The 15,775-nt window shown below is 72.1% G+C and carries 17 protein-coding genes; 11 read left to right on the top strand and 6 right to left on the bottom strand.

The window, feature by feature from the left end:
- The first annotated feature begins 251 nt into the window (after nt 1–251).
- On the top strand, nt 252–926 hold the full coding sequence (locus ACIPSA_RS02695; RefSeq protein WP_402628046.1) for an O-methyltransferase: 675 nt from the start codon (nt 252–254) through the stop codon (nt 924–926).
- Nucleotides 927–938: 12 nt separating this feature from the next.
- Here the strand turns inward: ACIPSA_RS02695 and ACIPSA_RS02700 are convergent, their stop codons facing one another.
- A complete protein-coding gene (locus ACIPSA_RS02700; protein ID WP_402628048.1) occupies nt 939–1,331 on the bottom strand; it encodes a hypothetical protein in 393 nt (130 codons plus the stop codon).
- 103 nt (nt 1,332–1,434) lie between these two features.
- On the opposite strand from ACIPSA_RS02700, the gene ACIPSA_RS02705 reads away from it, so the two are divergent.
- Complete coding sequence (locus ACIPSA_RS02705; protein WP_402628050.1) at nt 1,435–1,869, top strand: DUF1992 domain-containing protein; 435 nt, start codon at nt 1,435–1,437, stop codon at nt 1,867–1,869.
- Between the two features lie 129 nt (nt 1,870–1,998).
- Entirely contained in the window at nt 1,999–2,499 is a 501-nt protein-coding gene (locus ACIPSA_RS02710; RefSeq protein WP_402628051.1) for a GNAT family N-acetyltransferase, read from the top strand.
- A gap of 2 nt (nt 2,500–2,501) precedes the next feature.
- Here ACIPSA_RS02710 and ACIPSA_RS02715 read toward each other — a convergent pair whose 3' ends face one another.
- Entirely contained in the window at nt 2,502–4,541 is a 2,040-nt protein-coding gene (locus ACIPSA_RS02715) for an MDR family MFS transporter (protein WP_402628052.1), read from the bottom strand.
- Between the two features lie 430 nt (nt 4,542–4,971).
- On the opposite strand from ACIPSA_RS02715, the gene ACIPSA_RS02720 reads away from it, so the two are divergent.
- A complete protein-coding gene (locus tag ACIPSA_RS02720) occupies nt 4,972–5,697 on the top strand; it encodes a peptidoglycan-binding protein (protein ID WP_402628054.1) in 726 nt (241 codons plus the stop codon).
- A 161-nt stretch (nt 5,698–5,858) separates the two neighbouring features.
- Here the strand turns inward: ACIPSA_RS02720 and ACIPSA_RS02725 are convergent, their stop codons facing one another.
- Nucleotides 5,859–6,539 (bottom strand): HAD-IA family hydrolase, encoded by a 681-nt coding sequence (locus ACIPSA_RS02725; RefSeq protein WP_402628056.1) that lies wholly within the window; start codon nt 6,537–6,539, stop codon nt 5,859–5,861.
- Between the two features lie 241 nt (nt 6,540–6,780).
- Nucleotides 6,781–7,362 (bottom strand): TMEM165/GDT1 family protein, encoded by a 582-nt coding sequence (locus ACIPSA_RS02730; protein ID WP_402628057.1) that lies wholly within the window; start codon nt 7,360–7,362, stop codon nt 6,781–6,783.
- A 391-nt stretch (nt 7,363–7,753) separates the two neighbouring features.
- On the opposite strand from ACIPSA_RS02730, the gene ACIPSA_RS02735 reads away from it, so the two are divergent.
- The 5 genes from ACIPSA_RS02735 to ACIPSA_RS02755 all read left to right on the top strand — a co-directional run bounded on the left by ACIPSA_RS02735 (nt 7,754) and on the right by ACIPSA_RS02755 (nt 13,472).
- Nucleotides 7,754–8,398: an HNH endonuclease family protein gene (locus ACIPSA_RS02735; RefSeq protein ID WP_402628059.1), complete on the top strand. Its 645-nt coding sequence runs from the start codon at nt 7,754–7,756 to the stop codon at nt 8,396–8,398.
- Between the two features lie 93 nt (nt 8,399–8,491).
- Nucleotides 8,492–10,120, top strand: coding sequence for an alkaline phosphatase D family protein (locus ACIPSA_RS02740; RefSeq protein ID WP_402628061.1), 1,629 nt, complete (start codon nt 8,492–8,494; stop codon nt 10,118–10,120).
- A 124-nt stretch (nt 10,121–10,244) separates the two neighbouring features.
- Complete coding sequence (locus ACIPSA_RS02745) at nt 10,245–12,161, top strand: FAD/NAD(P)-binding protein (protein ID WP_402628063.1); 1,917 nt, start codon at nt 10,245–10,247, stop codon at nt 12,159–12,161.
- 67 nt (nt 12,162–12,228) lie between these two features.
- Nucleotides 12,229–12,684: a DoxX family protein gene (locus ACIPSA_RS02750; protein ID WP_402628065.1), complete on the top strand. Its 456-nt coding sequence runs from the start codon at nt 12,229–12,231 to the stop codon at nt 12,682–12,684.
- A 176-nt stretch (nt 12,685–12,860) separates the two neighbouring features.
- Nucleotides 12,861–13,472 (top strand): DedA family protein, encoded by a 612-nt coding sequence (locus ACIPSA_RS02755; RefSeq protein ID WP_402628066.1) that lies wholly within the window; start codon nt 12,861–12,863, stop codon nt 13,470–13,472.
- A gap of 24 nt (nt 13,473–13,496) precedes the next feature.
- On the opposite strand, the gene ACIPSA_RS02760 is transcribed toward ACIPSA_RS02755, so the two are convergent.
- Complete coding sequence (locus ACIPSA_RS02760; protein WP_402628068.1) at nt 13,497–13,727, bottom strand: DUF2277 domain-containing protein; 231 nt, start codon at nt 13,725–13,727, stop codon at nt 13,497–13,499.
- 96 nt (nt 13,728–13,823) lie between these two features.
- Here ACIPSA_RS02760 and ACIPSA_RS02765 point away from each other — a divergent pair, with 96 nt between their 5' ends.
- A complete protein-coding gene (locus ACIPSA_RS02765) occupies nt 13,824–14,726 on the top strand; it encodes a ketopantoate reductase family protein (protein ID WP_402628070.1) in 903 nt (300 codons plus the stop codon).
- Nucleotides 14,727–14,733: 7 nt separating this feature from the next.
- On the opposite strand, the gene ACIPSA_RS02770 is transcribed toward ACIPSA_RS02765, so the two are convergent.
- The gene (locus tag ACIPSA_RS02770; protein ID WP_402628072.1) at nt 14,734–15,123 is read right to left on the bottom strand and encodes a hypothetical protein; all 390 of its coding nucleotides are present in this window, start codon (nt 15,121–15,123) and stop codon (nt 14,734–14,736) included.
- 72 nt (nt 15,124–15,195) lie between these two features.
- Here ACIPSA_RS02770 and ACIPSA_RS02775 point away from each other — a divergent pair, with 72 nt between their 5' ends.
- The gene (locus tag ACIPSA_RS02775) at nt 15,196–15,648 is read left to right on the top strand and encodes a MarR family winged helix-turn-helix transcriptional regulator (protein WP_402628073.1); all 453 of its coding nucleotides are present in this window, start codon (nt 15,196–15,198) and stop codon (nt 15,646–15,648) included.
- Nucleotides 15,649–15,775 lie beyond the last annotated feature (127 nt).

Genomic DNA, 15,775 nt, shown 5'->3' on the forward strand with positions numbered 1-15,775 from the left:
CTCCGGGCGCGACAAGAATCACATCAAGGTGGCTGAAAAGGGGCGTGACAGGGGAGCGACGGGAGTGCAACGGGGGTGCGTGTGCCCTGCGGGGCCGGGCGGTCGGGCGGCCGGACGGTGTGGCCGCCTGCGCCGATCGGCTGACGCGGCACGGGTGTTCCGGAGATTCGCTGACAGGGAACCGGCGCGCGACTACCTTCGTTAGGGTAGCTAGTTAGAAGTTCTAACTAGACCGGAAAGGCAGTAGGTGCATGAGCGGGTCGCAGCTCTGGGACGACGTCGACTTCTACTTCTCCAGCCACCTCGCACCGGACGACGAGGCGCTCCAGGCGGCGCTGCGGGACAGCGAGGCCGCCGGGCTCCCGCACGTCAACGTCACGGCGAATCAGGGCAAGTTTCTTCAGCTGCTTGCCCAGATCCAGGACGCCCGCAACATCCTGGAGATCGGCACGCTCGGCGGCTACAGCACCATCTGGCTCGGTCGCGCCCTCCCGGCCGACGGCCGCCTGATCTCCCTGGAGTACAACCCCAGGCATGCCGAGGTCGCCGTCCGCAACATCGCCCGCGCCGGCCTGGAGAAGGTCGTCGACGTGCGGGTGGGTGCGGCCCTGGACTCGCTGCCGCAGCTGGCCGACGAGAACCCGGCCCCGTTCGACCTGGTGTTCATCGACGCCGACAAGGAAAACAACGCGAACTATGTGGAGTGGGCGCTGAAGCTCACGCGCGCGGGCAGTCTGATCATCGTCGACAACGTGGTGCGCGGCGGCCGGGTGGTGGACGCCGACAGCTACGACGACCCGGACGTCCGGGGCAGCCGCGCCGCCGTCGAGCTGATCGCCGCCCACCCCCGGCTCACCGGTACGGCGATCCAGACGGTGGGCAGCAAGGGACACGACGGCTTCGCGCTGGCCCGGGTGCTGGCGTAGGCGAGCCGCTGCCTATGCCTCGTGGTAGAAGCCCACGTTGACGCTGCGCGGCCCGGTGCGGTCCTGGATGATGATCTCGCCGGAGCCGCCACGGGGCAGCTGAACGGAGCCGCCGTAGGCGAGGAGCTGTGCGTACTCCCCGACCACCAGCCGCACCTCGGACGACGGGTCGGGCTGCGAGCCGCGCAGCCAGGTCACCTGCCAGACACCGTCGGGCCCGCACAGGAACTCCAGGTGGACCCGCGAGACGAACAGCCAGTCCTCTTGCGTCGCGAGACGGCACACGGCCCTGTCCCGGCCCACCCGCAGCACGGCGCCGGGATCGCTGGGCGAGTCGGCCATGAGCATGCCGGCCGTGGCGCCCTCTTCCGCCGCGGAGACGGAGGCCATGGTGAGTTCGAGCACGTGCGTTCCCCCTGAAGTGCGCTTGGATCTGATTCCTGAGTGTGCATGTACAGCGGCCGCATGATAAATCGCCCGGCCCCACCGCGTCCGGCACAATGGACGCATGACCGAGCGAAAGCCACCGGGTGTCCCGTTCGAGTCCTGGGTCGACAAGCAGATCCGCGACGCGCAGGGGCGTGGCGAGTTCGACCAACTCCCGGGCGCGGGCGAGCCGTTGCCGCCGGGCACCGACACGTCGTACGACGAACTCTGGTGGGTCAGGCGCAAGATGGCCCGCGAGGGCCTGGCGGTCCTGCCGCCGGCCCTGGCCCTGCGCAAGGAGGCCGAGGACGCGCTCGCGGCGGCGTACGCGGCCCCCTCGGAGCGCATCGCACGGAAGATCATCACGGACGTCAACGTCAAGATCCGCGACATGATGTTCAAGCCACCGCCCGGTCCCCCACTGGGCAAGAAGCCGTACGACGTCGAGGAGGTCGTGCGCGAGTGGCGGGCGCGCCGGGAGGAGGCGGGCGCGGACGGCTCGCAGCTTGGTGCGTGAAAGGGCGCGGCCCGGGGGGTAAGGGTTCGCGGCCCGGGGGAGCAGGGGTTCGCGGCCCGGGGGAGCAGGGGTTCGCGGCCCGGGAGCAGGGGATATTGGCTTGCGCCCGGTGTGCGCCACGCCGCGACAATGCCCGGCATGACCTGGACCGTCGCCCCGGAACCCGTGGGCTCCCCTGTCGCCGCCGCGCTGTGGCGGGCGTACTACACGGAGGTCAGCGACCGCTGGTACCTCCTGCACGAAGGGCACCGGACCGACCCCGGCGAGCTGGAGCGGGAGATCGCCGCCCGCACCGGCGCCGACCTCGCCCCGCCGGGCGGGCGGCTGCTGGTCGCGTGGCACGAGGGCGAACCCGCCGGATCCGCGGGCGTACGGCTCCTGGACCCGGCCACGGCCGAGCTCACCAGGGTCTTCGTGTCCGAGGGGATGCGCGGCAAGGGCGGCGCGGCCCTCCTCGTGAGCGCCGCCGAGGACGCCGCCCGCGCCCTCGGCGCCACCCGGATCGTCCTCGACACCCGAAGCGACCTGGTCGAGGCCCGTGCCCTGTACGCCCGGCTCGGCTACCAGGAGACGGAGCCGTACAACGACGACAAGTACGCGGAGCACTGGTTCAGCAAGCAGCTCGGCTGAGCTCAGCGGGTCCGTGCCGCCTGCCCGGTCTGTGGCTGCTCGCGTTCCGAGCCGCACATCTCGTCGGTCAAGAGTTTCACCAGGCGGTCCAGGTCGATGGGGCGGTCGGGGCCCCACCAGTCGCCGAGCAGTTCGGCGAGGGACTCCTCGCGGGCCCGTGCCAGGCGTTCGGCGACCACCGTGCCCTGTTCGGTGAGGCTGAGGTCGAGGCCCTCGCGGACGGCGAGCCGGCGCTCCTCGATCTGGCGTTCGGCGTCGAGGATCACGGTCAGCGGCACGGCGTTGCGCTCGGCGAGCACCCCCGGCTCGACCGAGCCGTACCTCCGCATGCGCAGCAGCAGCCAGCTCGCCGCGGGCAGCAGGTCGTACCCCGCCCGCTCGGCGATCTTCTGGTACGCCTCCCGCCGCCCCTCGCGGGTCCCGAGCACGGACAGGGCCCGGCACACCTCGTCGTACGAGGACCGCTCGACCGGGTTGGAGGCCAGGGTCTCCGTCCCGTCGGGTGCGGTGACCGAGCCGCGCAGCCTGTCCTCCTTCAGGAACCACGCCAGGACGAAGCCGAGGAGGGCGACCGGAGCCGCGTACAGGAAGACGTCGGTGATCGAGACCGCGAACGCGTGCAGCGCGGGCGGGCGCAGCGAGGGCGGCAGGGCGCCGATGCCGCGCGGATCCGCCTTGAGCGCGTCGGCCGACAGGCCGGCCGGGAGCCGTATGCCCAGGAAGGCGTCGGTCAGCTGCGCGCCGAGGCGGCTCGTGAAGACCGTGCCGAAGACGGCCACGCCGAACGAGGCCCCGATCGAACGGAAGAAGGTCGCGCCCGAGGTGGCGACGCCGAGGTCCTCGTACGAGACGGCGTTCTGCACGATGAGGACGAGGACCTGCATGACCAGGCCGAGGCCGAACCCGAAGACGAAGAAGTACGCGCTCATCTCGGCGGTGGAGCTGTGCTCGTCGAGCCGGTGGAGGAGGAGCAGACCGAGAGCGGTGACACCCGTGCCCAGGATGGGGAACACCTTCCAGCGGCCGGTACGGCTGACGATCTGCCCGGAGCCGGTCGAGGACAGCAGCATGCCCACCACCATGGGCAGCATGTGCACGCCGGACATGGTCGGGGAGATGCCGTGCACGACCTGGAGGAAGGTCGGCAGATAGGTCATCGCGCCGAACATGGCGAAGCCCACGATGAAGCTGATCACCGCGGAGAGCGTGAAGGTGCGGATGCGGAACAGTTTGAGCGGCAGCACGGGTTCCGCAGCCCTGCTCTCGGCGACGACGAACGCGACGGCCAGCACCACACCGAGGACCGCGAGGCCGATGATCTGCGCCGAATCCCAGGCCCAGGTGGTGCCGCCGAGCGAGGCGAACAGGACCAGGCAGGTGGCGACCGCGGCGATCAGGAAGGTGCCGAGGTAGTCGATGACGTGATGGGCGGTCTTGCGCGGGATGTTCAGGGTGGTGGCGATCACGACGAGGGCGACGACGCCGACGGGGAGGTTGATGTAGAAGACCCAGCGCCAGGAGAGCTGTTCCGTGAAGAGGCCGCCGAGCAGCGGGCCGAGCACACTGGTCGCCCCGAAGACCGCGCCGAACAGCCCCTGGTAGCGGCCGCGTTCACGGGGCGGCACGAGGTCGCCGACGATCGCCATCGACAGCACGATGAGCCCGCCGCCGCCCAGCCCCTGCAGCGCCCGGAACCCGATCAGCTCGCCCATGTTCTGGGCCATGCCGCACAGCGCGGAACCGATCAGGAAGATCACGATCGCGGTCTGGAACAGCTTCTTGCGCCCGTACTGGTCGCCGAGCTTGCCCCACAGCGGGGTCGCGGCGGTCGCGGCCAGCAGATACGCGGTGACCACCCACGAGAGGTGCTCCAGGCCGCCCAGGTCGCTGACGATCGTCGGCAGCGCGGTCGCCACGATGGTCTGGTCGAGCGCGGCCAGGAGCAGACCGAGGAGCAGGGCGCCGATCGGGACGAGGACATTGCCGGGGACGTTCTCCGCGTCCTTCGGGTCCCGCGCTGTGACGTGCGTGTCCAGGGTCATGAGACCTCCCGGGGCTCTCGTGACTCCCTCCATCGTGATCGGTGTCACCCGTTATGGCCTGTTGAGTCGCGCGCATTTGTGAGGGACGTCTGCATAGTCTCTGGAGTTCGTGCGGGGAGGGGACGAACGCGTGACTGAAGCGAAGGGCCACCAGTGCCCGGAATGCGGGACGCCGAGGGGGTCGGACAACACCCCGTCGTGCGACTGCACACGGCGGGCGTCCGACGCCCTGCGCGACGCGCGTACGGCGGAGGCGGCCGCGGCGGAGGACTTCGATCCACTGCGCATACGGCCTTATGTCGAGTTAGAGGGGTCGGCGGGGTCGGGGTCCACGGGGCCAGGGTCCGCGGGGCCAGGGTCCGCGGGGCTGGGAGAGACGTCGGACCGGAGCGAAGGCGTCACCCAGCCGCTCCCGGCCGCCGAGGTCACCATGCCCCTGCGCCCGGTGACCGGGCCGAGCACCACCGATCTGCGGCTGTTCGAACCGGGGCAGGCCGGGGCGGACGACGAGCCCGGGGAGGAGCGGCCGCCACGCCGGTCCCGCCGCACCCTCCTGCTCGCCGTCTCCGGAGCCGCGGCCGCGGTCGTCGCGGCGGCCGGGTTCGCGAGCGGGCTGTTCTCGTACGAGGCGCCCACGCGGGACGGGGCGGCGGCCCAGGAAGTACGGGAGAGCGTGCCCGAGGAGACGACCGGCGCGGCGCCGGATACGGCGTCCACGGCCGCGCCGTCCACGCGCCCGGCGCACTCGTCGCCCTCGCTGCCGGCCTCGGCTGCCTCGGCTCCGAGGCCCACCAGCGCGAGCCCCTCACCCACGCCCTCGTCCTCGTCCTCGGCGTCGAGCGCGGCACCGTCCCGGACCCCGTCCCGTTCGGCGGCCCCGACCCAGACCGCCACGGTCACCGGCACGCAGGACTCGGCACAGCCGACCTCGGCGCCGGTGCTGCGCCGCGGCGACCACGGCCCGGAGGTCACCGAACTGCAGCTCCGCCTGAGCCAGCTGAACCTCTACGTGGGCGAGGCGAACGGCACCTACAACAGTCAGGTCGAGGACGCCGTACGTACCTACCAGGTGGCCCGGGGCATCGAGTCCGACGAGGCGGGGGTGTACGGGGCGGCGACGCGGGCGCGGCTGGAGGCGGAGACGTCCGAGCCGTGACGCTCCGCTGAGCCCTGGGGCCGAGAGCTCGGGCCAGGCGGCGCGTTCTCGGGTGCGGGTGCGGGTGCGTTGTGGTTGATCGCGCCCACGCGACGGAGTCGCATCTTGATGCCGCCCCGCGCCCCTCCGGAAGCGCCCCTTCGGGGCTGCTCCCGGATCCCTCAGGCGATGTGCAGCCGGATCGTGCCGTCGGCCGCGGGCTCGACCCTCACCTGGGTCAGGTCCCGCACGGTCACGTCCGGTCCGTGGAAACCGGCCCGGGGCCCTACCCCCACGACCCGCATCCCGGCCGCACGACCCGCCGCGATCCCCGCGCCGGAGTCCTCGAACACGACGCAGTCGGCCGGCTCGATCCCCAGTTCGGCGGCCCCCTTCAGGAAACCCTCGGGGTCGGGCTTGCTCGCGCCGACCGACTCGGCGGTGATGCGCACGTCCGGGAGGCCGAGCCCCGCCGCGGCCATCCGGGCCGTCGAGAGCGCCACGTCTGCGGAGGTCACCAGGGCGTGCGGGAGCCCGCGCAGGGAGGCCAGAAACTCGGGCGCGCCGGGGATCGCGACGACGCCCTCCATGTCCGCGGTCTCCTCCGCGAGCATGCGCGCGTTGTCGGCCAGGTTCTGCTCGACGGGCCGGTCCGGCAGCAGGACCGCCATGGAGGCGTGCCCCTGCCGCCCGTGCACGACCTTCATCACCTCGTCCGGGTCCAGTCCGTGCCGCTCGGCCCAGCGTCGCCAGATGCGCTCGACCACGGCGTCCGAGTTGACGAGGGTGCCGTCCATGTCGAGCAGGAGGGCACGGGCGGTGAGGACGGCGGGCGTGGCGGCGGGCCTGGCGGTGGCCGTCATCGGCAGCTCCTGAGCGGGACGGAGGGACAAGGCGGCCCCGCCCGCCGGTCAGGGAAAACGGGCGGGAGCCACTTTGTTTCCCTACGGTACAAAACCGGGGAGCGATCCCGCCACCGCATCCGGAAAGCGTTCACCGGACGTTCAGCTCACTTAAGGTCACTTCAGGTCGATCCAGGTCGGTTCAGGTTGGTTCAGGCCGGCCGAGGCCGGCTCAGGCCGACCCAGGTCGCCCCAGGCCGGTTCAGCCCGCCACCGCCTCCCACAGGCTCCACGCGCCGAGCGCCAGCATCAGCAGCGCCGCGACCTGCGTGATGAGCCGCAGCGGCACCTTCTTCATCAGCGCCTTTCCGCCGACGATGCCGAGGCCGGCCACCGCCCACAGTCCCAGCACCGCGCCGAGACCGACGGAGAGCGGGTCGTCGTAGCGGGCGGCGAGGTTCGCGGTCATGATCTGCGTGAGGTCACCGAACTCGGCCACCAGGATGAGCATGAAACCCGTGCCGGCGACCTTCCAGAAGGACTGGTCGGCGGGCCTGCGGATCTCCTCGTCGTCCTCGTCCTTCTTCAGCAGCAGCATCGCGGCGCCGCCCAGGAACAGGACACCCGTCAGCGCGTGCACGATCTGCTGGGGCAGCAGCGTCAGCACGCTGCCGGCCGCGACGGCGAGCACCACATGCAGCAGGAAGGCGGCGGCGACGCCCGCGAAGACGTACGAGGCGCGGTAGCGGGTGCCGAGGACGAGGCCGGCGAGCGCGGTCTTGTCCGGCAGCTCGGCGAGGAAGATGACGCCGAAGACGAGCGCCGTCACGGTGATGCTGATCAAGGTCCCTCAATCGGTCGGGCACTGCCCCACCGAGAGTGCTGTACGTCACACGGAGACATCTCGGCATGGCAGTACACATGGCACCCGTGCCGTGGGGCACGGGCGTGCACTGCTTGCCGAAGGTCTCGCTGGCCGGACTCGTGACCGAGGTCCGGCTCCGGGCGCCGGCTCAGGCTGGCTGAGCAGTATGTCGACGGTCCGGCGAGGAGCTACTCCCCTTCTGCGCCACCCATCCTACGCGACTCGCACGTGACCGAAAGTTCGAGCGTAAACCTTGTCGTGTCATGCACACGTCACTAGCTTCTTACCGAACACATACCTTCCGGCAATACGACGCCGGGAGCATTCCCTCGCTCGCGCTCCAACACCCCCACCTCACAAGGGAGTACGCATGCGAAAGTTCTACGCGCGTGGACGACTCAGCATAGTCGCGGCTCTTACCGGTCTCATAGCCTCCGCCGCACTGTTCAACTCCCCGAGCGCCTCGGCCGCCCTCCCCACACCGGTCAGCGCCGCCACCGCCCGCACCTACCTCGCCTCGCTCACCGTGGCGACCGAGAACCGCACCGGCTACAGCCGCGACCTGTTCCCGACCTGGATCACCATCAGCGGCACCTGCAACACCCGTGAGTACATCCTCAAGCGGGACGGTACGAACGTCGTCACCAACTCCGCCTGCACCGCCACCAGCGGCAGCTGGTACTCGCCGTACGACGGCGCGACCTGGACCGCCGCCTCCGACCTCGACATCGACCACCTGGTCCCGCTCGCCGAGGCCTGGGACTCCGGCGCCAGCTCCTGGACCACCGCCCAGCGCCAGGCCTTCGCCAACGACATCACCCGGCCCCAGCTGCTCGCCGTCACCGACAACGTGAACCAGTCCAAGAGCGACCAGGACCCGGCCGAGTGGATGCCCTCGGTCACGTCCTACCGCTGCACCTACGTCCGTGCCTGGGTCCAGGTGAAGTACTACTACGACCTCTCGGTCGACTCCGCCGAGAAGAGCGCGCTGACGAGCTACCTCGCCAGCTGCTGACCGGCCAACTGCTGATCGCCGCGGTCTGTCCGTCCTCCCCCGTCGTTCAATAGCGTACGGATCGACGGGGGAGGACGGAGGAGGTCGATCGCCGTGGCCGGACTGCTCCTGGGACCACTGCTGAGGTACGCCGACAGCTCGTCCGCGACCGTCTGGGTCGAGACGAGCCGTCCGTGCGCCGCCGAGGTGCGCTGCGCCGACGGCGCCGGAGGCACGGCCCGCACCTTCCAGGTGGCCGGCCATCACTACGCCCTGGTCCCGGTGACCGGGCTCTCACCGGGCACGTCACCGTCGTACGAGGTGTTCCTCGACGGCACGCGCGTGTGGCCGCGGCCCGGCTCCCGCTTCCCGCCCTCCGTCATCCGCACGCCCGCCGACGGCGACGCGGTCCGCGTGGCCTTCGGCTCCTGCCGCTGGGCCGCGCCCCCGGCCGGGGAGAAGGATCCGGCAGGCCCCGACGCCCTGGACGCGCTGGCGGCCCGGATGGCCGCCGGCCCCGGCGGCGAACGTCCCGACGTGCTGCTGCTGTTGGGCGACCAGGTGTACGCCGACGAGGTCTCCCCGGCGACCCGCCGCTGGCTGGCCGCCCGACGCGATCCGAAGGACCCCCCGGGCAGCGAGGTCGCGGACTACGAGGAGTACACCCGCCTCTACTACGAGTCCTGGCTCGACCCCGAGGTGCGCTGGCTGCTGTCCACCGTGCCGAGCTGCATGATCTTCGACGACCACGACGTCATCGACGACTGGAACACCTCCGCCGCCTGGCTCGCCGACGTGCGGGCCACCGCCTGGTGGCGGGAGCGGCTGCTGAGCGGCCTGATGTCGTACTGGGTGTACCAGCACCTGGGCAATCTCTCGCCCGGCGAGCTGGCCGCCGATCCGCTGTACGCGGCGGTCCGCGAGACCCCCGACGGCACGGACGTGCTGCGCGCCTTCGCCGCCGGGGCCGACGCCGACCCGGCTTCCGTCCGCTGGAGCTACCGGCGCGACTTCGGCCGGGTCCGGCTGCTGATGGTGGACACACGGGCGGCCCGGGTGCTCGACGAGCGGAGCCGCGCCATGCTCGACGCGGGCGAGGCGGAGTGGCTGCGCGAACAGGCGCTGCGGGACCCGGGCGGGTACGACCACCTCCTCGTCGGCACCTCCCTGCCGTGGCTGCTGCCGCATCTGGTGCACGATGCCGAGGCGTGGGACGCGGCCCTGTGCCGGGGCGACCGCGGGCCGCGCTGGGCACGCTTCGGCGAGGGCCTGCGGCGCCGGGCCGACCTGGAGCACTGGGCCGCCTTCCCCGGTTCCTTCACCGCCCTGACCGAGCTGATCGCCGAGGCCGGATCGGGCCCCGGGGCGCCGGCGACGGTCTGCGTGCTGTCCGGAGACGTGCACCACGCCTACCTCGCCGAGCCCTCCTGGCCGTCCGGCGGCCCCGGCGCCCGCGTCCTGCAGCTCACCTGCTCCCCCGTGCACAACGCCGTACCCCTCTCGCTGCGACTCGGCTTCCGCTTCGGCTGGAGCGCCGTGGCCCGCTTCCTCGGCCGCCGGCTCGCCCGGCACGGAAGCTGTCCTCCGCCGCCGGTCAACTGGCATAAGAAGGGCGGGCCTTGGTTCGGCAACCAGCTCATGACGCTGACACTGCACGGGCGTTCGGCGCGGCTGAGGCTGGAACGGGCGCGGTCGGCCGGTGCGCTGAAGACCGTGGAGGAGTCCGTCCTCACCCCGCCCTGAGGGTCAACTGTGACGTCCGGGAAGCGCGTTGGCTTCCGTGACGGGCGGCGGCATGATGAGGCGGACCGTCCGCTTTCCGTGGGCGGTCTGCTGCCATGCGCCCCACACGCCCGGGAGTCAGTCCTTGTCTGCACCGACCGAGGAATCCGCAACGGTGTCCGTCGCCCTGGTCGGCGCCGGACCACGCGGCACCAGCGTCCTGGAACGCCTCTGCGCCTCCGTACCGGAACTCCTCCCCGCGGGTGTCCGGCTGACGGTGCACGTGATCGACCCGGCGCCGCCCGGACCGGGCCACGTGTGGCGGGCCGCGCAGTCACCGGAGCTGCTGATGAACACCGTGGCCTGCCAGGTGACCCTCTTCACCGACGACAGCGTGGAGTGCTCGGGCCCGGTCCGCCCGGGTCCGAGTCTGTACGAGTGGGCGGACGGCGAGCTCGGGCCGGACGACTACCCGGCCCGCGCCCAGTACGGCCGGTACCTGGAGTGGGTGTTCGGCAAGGCGGTGCGGGAGGCGCCGGACGCCGTGCGCGTGGAGACGCACCGGGCCCGCGCCCTACGGCTCGACGAGGCCGCCGACGGACGGCAGACGCTGGCGCTGGACGACGGCCGTGTGCTGCCGGGACTGTCCGCCGTGGTGCTCGCACAGGGCCACCTGCCCGTGGTCGCCGACGCGGCACAGCGGCGGCTCGCCGCCCACGCCGAACGCCACGGCCTGCGTCACATACCGCCCGCCAACCCGGCCGACGTGGACCTCTCCCCGCTGGCGCCCGGCGAACCGGTGCTGCTGCGCGGCCTGGGTCTCAACTTCTTCGACCACCTGGCCCTGCTGACAACGGGCCGGGGCGGCCGCTTCGCCCGCACCGCCGGCGGCGTTCTGCGCTACACGCCCTCCGGCCGTGAGCCGCGCCTGTACGCCGGTTCGCGGCGCGGGGTGCCGTACCAGGCGCGCGGCGACAACGCGAAGGGCGCGTACGGCCGCCACACCCCGCGCGTCCTCACGCCGGAGGTGATCGCGGGCTTCCGCAAGCGCGCGGACTCCGGGGAGGCGCCGGACTTCCTGGCGGAGATATGGCCGCTGGTGGCGAAGGAGGTGGAGGCGGTCTACTACGAAACCCTGCTCGGGCAGAGGGACTTCGAGGGCGGCTCGGGCCTCGGCTTCCGGGACCGCTTCCTCGGCGCGGCGCACGGCAGCTCCCAAGAGGACCGCGTTCTGCGGGAGTCCGGGATCCGGGACGCCGACCGCTGGTCCTGGGAACGGGTCGTCCGGCCGTACGCGGGACGGGACTTCACCTTGCCGGAGGCCTGGCGGGAGTGGCTGCTCGCCCATCTGCGCGAGGACGCCGCGCAGGCCGCCCTCGGCAATGTCGCAGGACCGCTGAAGGCGGCCCTGGACGTGCTGCGCGACCTGCGCAACGAGATACGGCTGATCGTCGACCACGGCGGGCTGACCGGCGCCTCCCGCCGCGACCACCTGGACCGCTGGTACACCCCGCTCAACGCCTTCCTGTCCATCGGCCCGCCCCGCCGCCGCATCGAGGAGCTGGCCGCGCTGGTCGAGGCGGGTGTGGTGGAGGTGCTCGGGCCACGCCTCGAGGTACGGGCCGAGGACGGGGCCTGGGTCGCCCGCTCCCCCGACGTGCCGGGCTCCGCCGTGCGCGTGACGGCGCTCGTCGAGGCCCGCCTTCCGGAACCGGATCTGCGGAACACAGCCGACGGTCTGCTCGCCCGGCTGCTGGAGACCGGCGGCTGCCGGCCGCACACCGTGGACGGTTACGAAACCGGAGGGCTGGACGTGACAGAGCGCCCGTACCGTCTGATCGACCGCCAAGGACGGGCGCACGCAAGGCGGTTCGCGTTCGGGGTGCCCACGGAGGGGGTGCACTGGGTGACCGCGGCGGGGGCCCGGCCGGGGGTGGATTCGGTCACGCTTTCGGACGCCGATGCGGTGGCGAGAGCGGTTCTACGTGCGGCGGGCGCCGGAACGGAACCGGAAACGGAAGCGGAACAATGGCTAAATGTTGAACTTGCAAGCATTGATTAGGTGCACCTAACCTGGGCTCCTCATTCGGTACCGCCGCCCCCACCGACTACCGAGGGAGTACCCCCACATGTCCGGACGCCTCGACAGCGCCCAGTCCTATGTCATCGGCCTGTTCCGCATGATCGTCGGCCTGCTCTTCGCCGTGCACGGCGCCGCCTCGCTCTTCGGCGTCCTCGGCGGCGCCGTGGGCACCGACGGCGGCACCATCTCCGCCGGCACCTGGCCCGGCTGGTACGCGGCCGTGATCCAGCTGGTCTGCGGCGGTCTCGTGCTGCTCGGCCTCGGCACCCGCGGTGCCGCGCTGATCGCCTCGGGCTCCATGGCGTACGCGTACTTCGACATCCACCAGAAGGCGGCCCTGTGGCCGATCCAGAACGGCGGCGAGCTCGCCGCCCTGTTCTGCTGGACGTTCCTCCTGCTGGTCTTCACCGGCTCCGGCGCCTTCGGCCTGGACCGGCTCCTCGCCAGGCGCGCGGCGGGCGAGCGGCAGCCGGCGGCGGAGAAGGCCCCGGTCACGGCCTGACCGCCTGCCGTCGGCGCCCCTCCTCTGCTGTACGGGGAGGGGCGCCGACCTATTTCCCTCGCTTCCCCCGGCCCGGGTTGACAGACTGTACGAACACATGAGCCCCCCGTGACCCTTCTGTCACACCCAAGGCGTACGCTGTATGGCTGTTATCGGGGGAGTAACGGGGAGTAGTCGTGTTCGAAGACGTGGTGTCGCTGATCGCCGGCCCATGGATATATGCCACCGTGGCGCTGTCGGTTCTGCTGGACGTCTTCCTGCCGGTGCTCCCCAGCGGGGTGCTGGTGATCACGGCGGCCACGGCGGCCGCCGCCGGCTCCAGCGCGACGGGACACGTGCCCGACATCCTGGCCCTGACCCTCTCAGCGGCCACCGCCTCGGTCCTCGGCGACCTGATGGCGTACCGCCTGGCATGGCGCGGCGGGGAACGCCTGGACCGCGCGATAGCCCGCTCCCGGCGCCTGACCACCGCGCAGGAGCGTCTCGGCGCGGCCCTCTCCCGGGGCGGCGGCGCCCTGGTGGTCCTCGCCCGTTTCGCCCCGGCCGGACGCTCCGTCGTGTCCCTCTGCGCCGGCGTCGCGCACCGCCGGGTCCGCGACTTCCTCCCCTGGTCCGCCCTGGCCGGCCTCTCCTGGGCCGGCTACAGCGTCGCTCTCGGCTACTACGGCGCCCAGTGGCTGGGCGCCACCTGGCTGGCCACGGGCGTCTCCGTCGCGGCCCTGTTCGGGGCGGGCGCGGCCGCGGCGTACCTGATGCAACGACAGCCGGAGCCTTCCGAGGCGTCCTGACACACCGGACCGCCGACGGGGCGCTCAGGCCCCCGTGCGAGCCGCCTGTCCCCGGATCTCCAGCCCCCCGAGCAACTCGGCGGTTGCCTCCGCGACGGCCTCCACGGCCCTCTCGAACGCCTCTCGGTTGTGAGCGGCGGGCGCCCGGAAGCCGGACACCTTCCGCACGTACTGCAGGGCGGCGGCCCGGATCTCCTCCTCCGTGGCCTCCTGGTCCAACGCGGGCGGGCGAAGTGTCTTGATGCTCCGGCACATGCCCCCAGTGTCACGCACTCCCGCGCGCCCTGCGAGGATCCTCCCGAAGGCGGCCACCGACCACGGGGCCGACCCGACGAGAGGAACAACCCCATCATGGCGAACGACCGACTCACCGTTGCCGTCCTGGGCCCCGGCGGTACCGGCGGCCTCCTCGCGGGGCTGCTGGCCCGCGCCGGTCACCGCGTGATCTGCCTGGCCGGGGACGAGACCGCCCACGCCCTGCGGGCCGACGGAATCCGGATCCGCAGCGCCCAGTTCGGCGACTTCGCCGCCCCCGTGGAGGCGGACACCGAACTGCGCGAACCCGTCGACGCCTGCCTGATCACCGTCAAGCACACCGCACTCGACGCGGCCCTGACCCGAGTCCCGCCCACCGCCCTCGGGGACGCCCTGCTCGTACCGCTCCTGAACGGCGTGGAGCACCCCGCGCTCCTGCGCGCCCGCTATCGCCCCGACCGCGTGGCCCCCGCCGTGATCCGCGTCGAGTCGACCCGCCTGGCCCCCGGGCTGATCGAGCACGGCAGCCCGTTCACCGAGATCGACCTGGCCGGCGACCCGGTGCCCCGCCCGCGCCTCGACGCGCTCGCGGCGGCCCTCGGCGCGGCGGGTCCGGCCACCCGGGTGTGCGGGGACGAGACGTCGGCCCTGTGGGCGAAGATGTCGTTCCTCGCCCCGTTCGCCCTGCTGACCACCCGCTACGGCCTCCCCCTCGGTGACGTACGCACGCGCCACCGCGAGGAGTTGGTCTCTCTCGTCGCGGAGACCGCGGCCGTCGGCGGCGCCTGCGGCGCCCCGGCCGACCCGGACCGGGCGCTCGCCCGCTACGACTCCTTCCCGCCCGGCACGAAGTCGTCGATGCAGCGCGACGCGGAGGCGGGCCGTCCCCTCGAACTCGACGCCATCGGTGGTGCGTTGCTGCGTGCCGCCGAACGCCACGGGGTCCCTGTGCCCGTGACGGCCCAGCTGGTACGGGAGTTGCGGGAAGCCGGCCACTGAGGCCCCCTCAGCGCGTCAGCAGCCATCCGGCCGACACCAGGTGCACCACGGCGAGCGCGCCCGCCGTGGCCAGCATCCCCGGGTTGCGCCGGGTGGCGCCGATCGCCGCGTCGCCCAGCTGGGCGGCACCGGAGACGATCAGCACCGGGGCGAGCGCGTCCCAGGAACCGGCGGCGACGAGCACCGTGACGACCACACTGAGCGGGACCGCCCGGACGGCGTAGGCGCGGGCGAAGAAGACGACTCCCGAGTTGAGGGGCTCGCCGGCGGCGAGGGCCAGGGAGGGGCGGGCGAGCCCGACGACGGCGGAGACTCCCGAGACGAGCGCGATGAGCACGTTCAGGAGGCCGATCACCAGGTGTGCGGTGTCCGTGGTGTGCGCGGTCAGTGCCAGCATTTCCCTCACCATTTCCATCACCCCGTAAATCGTTCTGATTAAGAATGGTTCTGGGAAGGTACCATCACTGACATGAATGAGGTCAAGGGGTCCGGCGGGCTGCCGCACACGCTCACCTTCCGGCTCGGCACGCTCGGAGCGGTGATCGGCGACCGGTTCGCCGAGCGGATCGAGCGCTACGACCTCAAGCCCAAGCACGTGGGGCTCCTCACGGCGCTCACCCAGGGCTCGTTCGCCTCCCAGCAGGACCTGGCGGGCCGGCTCGGGGTGGCCCCCAGCCTGGTGGTCTCGCTCGCCGACCACCTGGAGCGGCTCGGCACGGTCGAGCGGGTGCGCGACCCCGGCGACCGCCGCCGCCAGGTCCTCTCGCTCACCGACCGGGGCCGCGAGCTGCTGGCCGACTGCGCCGCGGAGGCCCGCGCCCTGGACGCGGAGATCACCGCCCACCTCGCCGCCGGCCAGCGCGAACTCCTCCACGAGGCCCTGGGTTCACTCGCGGCCCGGGCGGGCCTGCCCACGGACTGAGCCCTCGGCTCGGCTTTCGGTTCAGCCTTTGCCCTAGCCCCAGATCGAACACTTGTTCAAAGTGCTCGCTCCACACACTCGTCCGCATGAACCTCCGGAACGAACTCGCCTCTCAAAATCGAACAGG

Source organism: Streptomyces sp. NPDC086549 (assembly GCF_044746205.1).
Taxonomy (GTDB): Bacteria; Actinomycetota; Actinomycetes; order Streptomycetales; family Streptomycetaceae; genus Streptomyces.